The following is a 6398-nucleotide window of genomic DNA, read 5'->3' on the forward strand; positions in this document are numbered from 1 at the left end:
GTGAGTGGGGGGTGGCTCCTGGCCGCTGTCCCCCTAGCCTCATCTGCCCCTCAGGCCACACGGGTTCGGTGATTGGCGGATTTGGGCCACTTCCGCCCACCACCCAGCCCGCTGACCTGCTTGTTTGCCTGCGGCACTTGGCGCAAATCTGCCAATCACCGCCTGAGGGCCCGCCGCCCCTTGGGGGCTCGCCCCAGCCACCCACCCGCCGTTCGCCGCTTGGCCCGCCCGGCGTGCAGGCGAGGCGCGTCCGCGTAGCCTCGCCGACAGTGGGAGGTCGGTGACCTGGGGGCCCGTTGCCGCCGGGGCCACCGCTGTTCCGGGCCGCTCGCTCGCTTCTTCCCCGGGCTGGAGCGAGGTGTGTCAAGGGTGGCCCGGAGGGCCATCGCCGAAGGCGACGCGCAGCGCCCTTGACTCACCTCGCGGAAGCCCGACACTGGCCGGGAAGCGAGCGGACCAAGGGTCACCTGTTGCCGACGGACACCGTGCCCACCCTCCGTCGGCTGCCGGACGCTCACGCGTTCTTGATCGCCGAGATGTCGAAGACGAGCTTGATCTTGTCGGAGACCAGGACGCCGCCCGTCTCCAGCGCCGCGTTCCAGGTCAGGCCCCACTCCGAGCGCAGGATCTCGGCCTTGCCCTCGAAGCCGACGCGCTCGTTGCCGAACGGGTCCTTCGCGGCGCCGTTGAACTCCAGGTCGATGGTGAGCGGCTTGGTGACGCCGAGCAGGGAGAGTTCGCCGGTGATGCGGTAGTCGTCACCGCCCAGGGACTCGGCCTTGGTGGAGCGGAACGTCATGACCGGGTGCTCGTCGATCTTGAAGAAGTCGGACGACTTCAGGTGGCCGTCGCGGTCGGTGTTGCCGGTCTCGATGCTGGCCATCTGGACGTCGAGCGTGGCGGTGGACTTGGTGGGGTCGGCGCCGTCGAGGTGGAGGGTGCCGGTGAAGTCCTGGAAGCCGCCCTTGACGTTGGTGACCATGGCGTGCCGGGCGACGAAGCCGATCGTGCTGTGGGACGGGTCGATCGTGTAGTCGCCGGTCAGCGCGGTCAGGTCGGGGCCGGCGGCGGCCTGCGCGGCGGGGGCGGGGGTGGTGTCCTTGCGGCTGAAGATTCCCATGACGTGCTCCTCGTGCTTCTTATGCTTGCTTCTTGTTGAACGTTAAACCAACCTGCGACTCAGACCATAGACCTATTCGGTTCGGTTTTCAACATCATCCGCAACGTGTTTGCGCAAGTGCGCCGAGTAATCGATTCCGCCCTCTGGCGCACCGCCCGACCGCTCGGGCACCATCTGCCTGCACCACCTGTACCACCTGCACAGCCGACCCACAGGACGCACGGCCCGCCGCAGGAAAGGTCCCCATGAAGCCGCTCAAGACCCGCTCGCTGCTCACGGCGCTCGCCCTCGTCGTCGCCCCCGGCGTCGCCGTCCTCGGCACCGCCACCGACGCCTTCGCCGTCACCAAGATCAGCCACGCGACCGCCACCCAGATGTTCCGCGACGTCGGCATCACCTGGTCGTCCTCGGGCAACTGCTCCGACCGCTACAACTCCACCTGTACCTCCTTCGAACAGCTCAACCTCGCCACCGCCCAGGGCGCCCAGACCCTCAAGCGGGCCAGCGGCTGCGCGCTCAACATCACCGGCGGCACCGAGACCGGCCACGCCTCCGGCACCTACTCCCACTGGAACGGCTACAAGCTCGACTACGGCAAGAACACGTGCGTGACGTCGTACATCAAGAACAACTTCAGCTACATCGGCCTGCGCGGCGACGGCGCCCCGCAGTACCAGTCCGGCTCCGGCAACATCTATGCCGACGAGGGCAACCACTGGGACGTCCTCTACTACAACTGCGGCGGCTGCTGAGCCGGGAGCCGAGGAGAGAGGGTGGTGACCGGGCCCATGCGCATGACCCGACGCGCGCTGCTGCTGGCCGCCGCCCTCGCCGCCGTACCGGCGCCGGGCGCGCGGGCGGCCGACGACCCGTACGACGTGCTGCGCCGCCGCTGGCTCGGCATCGCCCTCGGCGCGGGGTACGACCCGGCCGCCGAGCCGTACGCCTCCCGGCTCGCCCAACTCGGGGAGCAGGCGCGGGAGTTCCAGGCCGGGATGTTCCCCGGTCCCGGCTCGCTCTGGCCCGGACACCCCTTCGACCCGCCCTCCGGGATCACCTTCAGCTACGGCCGCCTGTGGACCATGGCCCAGGCGTACGTCCAGGCCGGCACCGGTTCCACCGGCGATCCCGGTCTCCTCGCCGACGTACTGCGCGGGCTCGACCACCTCTCCGCCACCGTCTACCACCCCGCCACCACCCGCTACGGCAACTGGTGGGAGTGGCAGATCGGCAGCCCCCGGCTGCTGACGGACATCACGGCCGCCCTGTACGAGCAGGCCGGCCCCGCCCGGGTGGCGGCGGCCTGCGCGGCCGTCGACCACTTCGTCCCGGACACCATGCTCACCGACTACTCGGGCACCTCCACCGGCGCCAACCGCGTCGACCTGTGCCGTTCGGTCGCCCTGCGCGGCATCCTCGGCCGGAGTCCGGAGAAGATCTCCCTGGCCCGTGACGCCCTCTCGCCCGTCTTCCCGTACGTGACGCGGGGCGACGGCCTCTACGCCGACGGCTCCTTCGTCCAGCACACCTGGGTCGCCTACTCCGGTACGTACGGCCAGGTCCTGCTCGACGGGCTGGGGCGGCTGTTCGCGCTGCTCGCGGGGTCCGAGTGGGAGGTCACCGACCCCGCCCGGCGCCACGTCCTGGACAGCGTGGAGCACGCCTACGCGCCGCTGATCCACGACGGGCTGGTGATGGACTGCGTCAACGGGCGTGCCATCAGCCGGGGTTACCTGCGCAGTGACGACCAGCACGTGCTGCGCGGCGACCATTACCACGGGCAGGCCCTCATCGCCGCCGTCGCCCTCCTCGCGGGCGGCGCGAGCCCGGCCGAGCGGGAGCGGTGGCACGGCCGGATCAAGGGCTGGATCGAACGGGACACCGTCGTACCGATGCTGATGTCACGTCAGTTCGACGTCGCCGATCTGGCGCGGCTGCACGCCATCGCCGACTCGCCCGCACCCGCCGCCCCGGAGCCCCTCGGCCACCGGCTCTTCCCGGCCATGGACCGCGCCGTCCACCGCACGCCCCGCTTCACCGCCGCCCTCGCCATGGCCAGCGACCGCATCGCCCACTACGAGTGCGGCAACGGCGAGAACCCGCGCGGCTGGCACACCGGCTCCGGCATGCTCTCCTGGTGGCCCGGGGGCCGGAGCGACCAGTACACCGACTGGTACTGGCCCACCGTCGACTGGTACCGGCTGCCCGGCACCACCGTGTCCACGAAGCGGCTCCCCGACCGGGCCGGCGGCGAGTGGGGCGCCCCCAAGCCGGACGTCCGCTGGGTCGGCGGGACCACCGACGGCACGTACGCGGTCAAGGGCCTCGGCTCCACCCTCCAGGCCCACAAGTCCTGGTTCTTCCTCGACGACGCCGTGGTCTGCCTCGGCGCCGGGATCTCCTGCGCCGACGGCGTCCCGGTGGAGACGGTCGTGGACAGCCGCAACCTGGGCGAGAACGGCACCCACGGCCTCGTACGCGGGCGGAACTGGGCCCACCTGGAGGAGCACGGCGGCTGGATCCTGCCGTACGGCGGCGACCTGCGCACCCTCCGCGAGGACCGTACCGGCGCCTGGTCCGACATCAACACCACCAGCACGGACGAACGGCGCACCCGGCGATGGCAGACTCTCTGGCTCGACCACGGCACCGACCCCGAGGACGCCCGCTACGCCTACGTCCTGCTGCCCGGCGCCTCCCGCGCCGAGACCGCCGCCCGGGCCGCCGACCGGCACTGGCTGTCCGTCCTCGCCAACGACGCCGGGCACCAGGCCGTCGCCGTCCCCCGGCTGGGCCTGATGGCGTGGAACTTCTGGCGGGCCGGTACGGTGGGGGACCTGACCGTCTCGGCCGGCGCGAGCGTGCTCGTCGTACGCCGGGGGCGGACGGCCACCCTCTGTGTGAGCGAGCCGCCCCGCACCGGAGCCCCGCTGGAGCTGGTCTGGAACCGTCCGGTGCACGCGGTGACCCGGGCCGACGACAGCGTCGAGGTCCTTTCGGCCGACCGCCGTCTGAGGCTCCGTGTCACTCCGGGGATGGCATGTGCCACCCACGAATGTGAGCTGACTCTCCGCTGACGGCTTTGTGGTCTCCCTACAACGGGACGCCCTTCTGAGCAGTCGGAATGCCTGCATGCCGCCACGGTTCTGTTCACTGGCACCAGGAAAACGGTCCGGAGACTGTACGGAGTCGACGGCTCGCTTTTCTTCGGGTCCTTCGTAAGGTCGCTACATGACCGTTTTGGAAGAGACGACGGGTGAGCCGACCGGTGAGCCGACGGACGCACGCGGACGGGTCGCCGAACTGCACGAGATCCGTGCCCGGGCCCTGGCGGGCCCGAGCGAGAAGGCGACCGAGGCGCAGCACGCCAAGGGCAAGCTGACGGCGCGGGAGCGGATCGAGCTGCTCCTCGACCCCGGGTCCTTCCAGGAGGTCGAGCAGCTGCGCCGGCACCGGGCGACCGGCTTCGGCCTGGAGGCCAAGAAGCCGTACACCGACGGTGTCATCACCGGCTGGGGCACGGTGGAGGGCCGTACGGTCTTCGTCTACGCCCACGACTTCCGGATCTTCGGCGGCGCCCTCGGCGAGGCCCACGCCACCAAGATCCACAAGATCATGGACATGGCCATCGCGGCCGGCGCTCCGCTGGTGTCGCTCAACGACGGCGCCGGCGCCCGCATCCAGGAGGGCGTCTCCGCCCTCGCCGGCTACGGCGGCATCTTCCAGCGCAACACCAAGGCGAGCGGTGTCATCCCGCAGATCTCGGTGATGCTCGGCCCGTGCGCGGGCGGCGCGGCGTACTCCCCGGCGCTGACGGACTTCGTCTTCATGGTCCGCGACACGTCCCAGATGTTCATCACGGGCCCCGACGTGGTCAAGGCCGTCACGGGCGAGGAGATCACCCAGAACGGCCTGGGCGGCGCGGACGTCCACGCCGAGACGAGCGGTGTCTGCCACTTCGCGTACGACGACGAGGAGACGTGCATCGCCGAGGTGCGCTACCTCCTGTCGCTCCTCCCGCAGAACAACCGTGAGAACCCGCCGCGGGTCGACGCCACGGACCCGGCGGACCGCCGCGGCGACGTGCTGCTGGACCTGGTACCGGCCGACGGCAACCGGCCCTACGACATGGCCAAGGTCATCGAGGAGATCGTCGACGACGGCGAGTACCTGGAGGTCCACGAGCGCTGGGCGCGCAACATCATCTGCGCCCTCGCCCGCCTGGACGGCCAGGTGGTCGGCATCATCGCGAACCAGCCGCAGGTCCTGGCGGGCGTGCTGGACATCGAGGCGAGTGAAAAAGCTGCGCGCTTTGTTCAGATGTGTGACGCTTTCAATATCCCGATCGTCACGTTCCTGGACGTCCCCGGGTTCCTCCCCGGTGTCGACCAGGAGCACGGCGGGATCATCCGCCACGGCGCGAAGCTGCTGTACGCCTACTGCAACGCGACCGTGCCGAGGATCTCGCTGATCCTGCGCAAGGCGTACGGAGGTGCCTACATCGTCATGGACTCCCAGTCGATCGGCGCCGACCTCACCTACGCGTGGCCGACGAACGAGATCGCCGTGATGGGCGCGGAGGGCGCGGCCAACGTCATCTTCCGCCGGCAGATCGCCGATGCCCAGGACCCCGAGGCCATGCGCGCGCGGATGGTCAAGGAGTACAAGTCCGAGCTGATGCACCCCTACTACGCGGCCGAGCGGGGCCTGGTCGACGACGTCATCGACCCCGCCGAGACCCGCGAGGTGCTGATCAAGTCCCTGGCGATGCTGCACACCAAGCACGCCGACCTGCCCTCCCGCAAGCACGGCAACCCTCCGCAGTAACCCGGCGGACACCTCTCTCAGGGAGACTGACACCCATGAGCACTCCTGACATCCGCGTCGAGAAGGGCCACGCCGACCCCGAGGAAGTCGCCGCCATCACGGCGATCCTCCTGGCCCGCGCCGCCGCCCGCCCCGAGCCCTCGGCGACCCACCGCGCCCGCCCGAAGGCAGGCTGGCGCCGCCTGGAGCGCGAGCCCGGCTTCCGGGCCCCGCACAGCTGGCACTGAGCCTTCCGCACGCGACCGCAGCCCCGCTCCTCCCCGAGGGAGAGCGGGGCTGCGGTGTGTCCGGCTCCCGGTCGCGCGGGCCGGGCCGCCGTGCGGCTCACGGGGTACGGCAAAGGGGCCCCCTCCGGAACGGAGAGGGCCCCTCGCGGAGAAGCGCTAGCGCAGGCGTGCCATCAGGGCGTGTTCCACCAGGGTGATCAGCGCGCTCTTGGCGTCCGCGCGGT

General features: G+C 70.6%; 5 protein-coding genes and 1 pseudogene. 4 read left to right on the top strand and 2 right to left on the bottom strand.

The features are described from left to right. Window positions 1-514 precede the first annotated feature (514 nt). Window positions 515-1120: a YceI family protein gene (locus tag IE273_RS35945; protein WP_189819321.1), complete on the bottom strand. Its 606-nt coding sequence runs from the start codon at window positions 1118-1120 to the stop codon at window positions 515-517. A gap of 245 nt (window positions 1121-1365) precedes the next feature. Here IE273_RS35945 and IE273_RS35950 point away from each other — a divergent pair, with 245 nt between their 5' ends. From IE273_RS35950 to IE273_RS35965, 4 genes are all read left to right on the top strand, one after another. Next, the gene (locus IE273_RS35950; RefSeq protein ID WP_132788875.1) at window positions 1366-1872 is read left to right on the top strand and encodes a hypothetical protein; all 507 of its coding nucleotides are present in this window, start codon (window positions 1366-1368) and stop codon (window positions 1870-1872) included. Window positions 1873-1908: 36 nt separating this feature from the next. After that, a complete protein-coding gene (locus tag IE273_RS35955) occupies window positions 1909-4197 on the top strand; it encodes a polysaccharide lyase 8 family protein (RefSeq protein ID WP_189819322.1) in 2289 nt (762 codons plus the stop codon). A 154-nt stretch (window positions 4198-4351) separates the two neighbouring features. Further along, window positions 4352-5947, top strand: coding sequence for an acyl-CoA carboxylase subunit beta (locus IE273_RS35960; protein ID WP_189819323.1), 1596 nt, complete (start codon window positions 4352-4354; stop codon window positions 5945-5947). 35 nt (window positions 5948-5982) lie between these two features. Next, window positions 5983-6174: an acyl-CoA carboxylase subunit epsilon gene (locus IE273_RS35965; RefSeq protein ID WP_189819324.1), complete on the top strand. Its 192-nt coding sequence runs from the start codon at window positions 5983-5985 to the stop codon at window positions 6172-6174. 156 nt (window positions 6175-6330) lie between these two features. On the opposite strand, the pseudogene IE273_RS35970 reads toward IE273_RS35965, so the two are convergent. Further along, window positions 6331-6398: pseudogene (locus tag IE273_RS35970) on the bottom strand (ATP-binding protein); the annotation flags it as partial.

The organism is Streptomyces olivaceoviridis (assembly GCF_014650115.1).
GTDB classification, from domain to species: domain Bacteria; phylum Actinomycetota; class Actinomycetes; order Streptomycetales; family Streptomycetaceae; genus Streptomyces; species Streptomyces olivaceoviridis.